The organism is Spirillospora sp. NPDC046719, assembly GCF_040645715.1.
In the GTDB taxonomy this organism is placed as follows: domain Bacteria; phylum Actinomycetota; class Actinomycetes; order Streptosporangiales; family Streptosporangiaceae; genus Spirillospora.
In genome coordinates this window covers 1-3,026 of the sequence record NZ_JBEYYT010000738.1, presented here as the reverse complement: position 1 = coordinate 3,026, position 3,026 = coordinate 1, and the positions used below count along the sequence as shown (strand labels likewise).

At 70.0% G+C, this 3,026-nt stretch carries 3 protein-coding genes; all 3 read left to right on the top strand.

The window, feature by feature from the left end:
- Window positions 1-1,572: purple acid phosphatase family protein (locus ABZ914_RS49490; RefSeq protein ID WP_500201533.1), on the top strand; the 1,572-nt coding region annotated here is incomplete at its 5' end.
- Between the two features lie 101 nt (window positions 1,573-1,673).
- Complete coding sequence (locus tag ABZ914_RS49485; protein ID WP_500201532.1) at window positions 1,674-2,219, top strand: hypothetical protein; 546 nt, start codon at window positions 1,674-1,676, stop codon at window positions 2,217-2,219.
- On the top strand, window positions 2,216-2,461 hold the full coding sequence (locus ABZ914_RS49480; RefSeq protein ID WP_500201531.1) for a hypothetical protein: 246 nt from the start codon (window positions 2,216-2,218) through the stop codon (window positions 2,459-2,461). Before ABZ914_RS49485 ends, ABZ914_RS49480 begins: the two co-directional genes overlap by 4 nt.
- Window positions 2,462-3,026 lie beyond the last annotated feature (565 nt).

Sequence of the window (3,026 nt, the reverse complement as noted above, 5' to 3'; positions counted from 1 at the left end):
CTATCCCGCTCCGGGCGCCCGGCGGCCCGCCCGGGGCCGGGGCCGACGGGCCGGGCCGGGCCGTCCGGCGGCGATCCGGTGAACGTTCGGTCAGGGGTCTGGCGGCGCGGCCGCCGCGCTGCCACCGTGGCGATCATGATCTGCTGCCGTCCCGGCCGCCGCGACCTGCTGCGCTGGAGCGCGATCGTGGCGGGGGCGGGCCTGCTGCCCGCCCTCGACCCGCCCTCCGCGCGCGCCGCCGGCACCGCCCGCCCGGTGAACCTCGAACTGGTGACGCTGACCGAGACGTCCGCCGTCCTCACCTGGTACACCGGCGTTCCCGGCACCGACGACGGGCTGGGGCGGATGCGGCCCGCCCCGTCCGACGCCGAGGTGCTCTACGGGACGCACCCGTCCCGCCTCACCCGCACGGCCCACGGACCGTCCGGCACGCCGTACCACTACGTCGAACTCACCGATCTGGAACCGGGCCGCACCTATTACTACAAGGCGCGGTCCAACGGCGTCGCCGCCACCGCGACCGGGCTCGCGGGCGGCCAGGCGGCGGGCGTCCCGCAGGGGGACGTGTTCGCGTTCACCACGCCGCAGCCGCCGCCCGGCAGGCAACTGTTCTCCATCGCGCTCTGCAACGACCTGCACCTCGGGGAGACCGTCGCCGGGCTCATCGGGCAACTCCCCTGGATCACGGGCATCTCGCAGGTGCCGGGCCACGCCCCCTACCCGGAGATCATGGCGAAGGCCCTGATCGCGGACGCCCGCGCGCGGGGCGCCGACCACCTGCTCGCCGCCGGGGACGTCTCCAGCGAGGCGGCCCCCGCCGACCTGCACAGCGCGAAGAGCATCCTCGACACCTTCGGCACCTATACGCAGGACTATCTCGTCACCCGCGGCAACCACGACCGCGCCCACGAAGGCGCCGCCTACTCCACCTGCACGGTCGGCCGGTACCAGGGCAATGACTGTTTCCAGGACGCCTTCTTCCCGTCCGGTCCCAGCTATTTCGCCCACGACCTGCACGGGCTCCGCGTCATCGGCCTCGACACCTATGACAAGCCCGGGAACGGCGGCGACTCCGGCGGGCTGTCGCCGGAACAGCAGTCCTGGTTCGAGGCCGAACTCAAGAAGGACCCGGACCGTCCGACGCTCGTCTTCGGGCACCACCCGCTCTTCACCGAGAACGACCCGCTGTCCGCCACCGGCGCCCATTCCCTCGACGCCGGGCAATCGCTGCGCATTCTCGGCGCCTACGCCCGCACCCCCGGCGTCTTCCTCCACCACGCCGGCCACACCCACCGGAACCAGCGGTCGGTGTTCCCGCTGGCGCCGAAGATCGTGCAGCAGGAGGTCGGCGCCGTCAAGGAGTACCCCGGTGGCTTCACACTGCTCCGCGTCCACAGCGGCGGCTACGCGCTGAACTTCTACAAGACCCGCAGCCCGGAGGCCCGGGCATGGAGCGAGCGGAGCCGGCAGGAACTGTCCGGGCTCTGGCCGCAACTGTCCCTGGGCAACCGCGTCACCGACCGCAATTCCGTCGTTCCTCGTGACCTTTCCGGACTGGCATCCGCAGGCTGACGCGGCTTGTGGCCCGTACGTGAACGTTCGGTGACACGACTCCCGGAAAGGCGAGCCGGGCACGTACGCTGGCCGTACTGGCGACGTTTTCGGGGGATCTCGTGCCGACACGCGGTTGGCTGAGCCGGATCGACGAGGCGTCCGGCACGCTGCTGATCGGCGTCGCCATTGTGGCGGGCGCCGCGGTGGCCCTGGGATTGCTCGCCTGCGTGGTCCTGGTCTTCGCAGGAGTCGTGCACGCCCTCATTCCGTACTGGGCCTATATCCTCGCGGCGTTCGGCCTCCTGGTCGTCCTTCCGCTGACCGTCAGCGGCATCCGGAACTCCGGGCGTTCGCCGGAGCGGAAGACATCGACCGAGCCGCCGCGCCGGGGACCGTCCGGTTCGTCTTATCTAGGGGCATCCGGCTGGGACGCGCCGCCCAGACGCCACAGCGGAACGTCCATCGACTGGCACACGGCCACGTCCTATTCATGCCGCCGCTGCGGACACAACTGGACGTCGCACGGGCGGGGCCAGGGAAGTTGCTCGGTGGAAGGGCCGCCCTACACAACGGAGACCACCGTCGGCTGGGAAGGCGACATCATCCAGACCGAGAGCGGCACCCCGTGCGGATGCAGCCGGTACGAGGGCATCGAGCCGTCATGACGTGGCTGCGGAAGATCGACGAAGCGCTGGGCCGGCTGTTCCGCGCCCTCGCGGTCGTCGTCGTGGTGGCGGGCGCGCTCGGCCTGCTCGCCTCCGTCGCCCTGATCGTGGCCGGGCTGTTCAAGATCTCCCCCTTCCTCTCGCTCGGGGCCGTCGGGGTGGTGAGCCTGCTGCTCTACCTGGCGCGCAACACGGAAGGCGGCCCTCCGACCAAACCCGGGCAGCCTGGCGACTGGTACTAGCGCTCGTCCTAGGTGCGAGGGCTTCCGCGTGCCTGATCTGTTTGCGCCCGGTCTGTTTGCGCCCGGCCTCTTCGCGTCCGGTCTGTTCGCGTCCGGTCTCTTCGCGCCGTCTCGCAGGTCGGTCATCCGAAGGCTGGAGGAGACGACCCATGGCCTACCTGCAAGGTGGCCGCTGCCTGCTCGGAACCGGGAGCAGGTGTGCCGGCCGCTACCTCGGCGAGGAAGGCGGCGCCGCCTGCTTCACCCTGGCCGCACACCTCGGGATGTGGGCGGCCCGCCGCGTCACGTTGGGGCCTATGTGGGTAGGCGTCCTAGGCTTTCAGACCCGCCTGCCAGGAATAGTCAACCTCTGATCATTGTCGTCACCGTCATCGTTGCTGATGTGAATGGAATCTTAGATCGAACTGTTTGCATGTTGAATCGCTTCGTGTTTGGGGGTGGAATGGGGCATCGTTGCGAGGTTGAAAGGATGTTCGGGTGGTGGGGTGGCGCTTGCGTACGGGGCCGCCCCTCCAAAGTCAAGGGCGCCTTCGGCGTCGCTTCGCGATGGACTTCGTCCACCCTT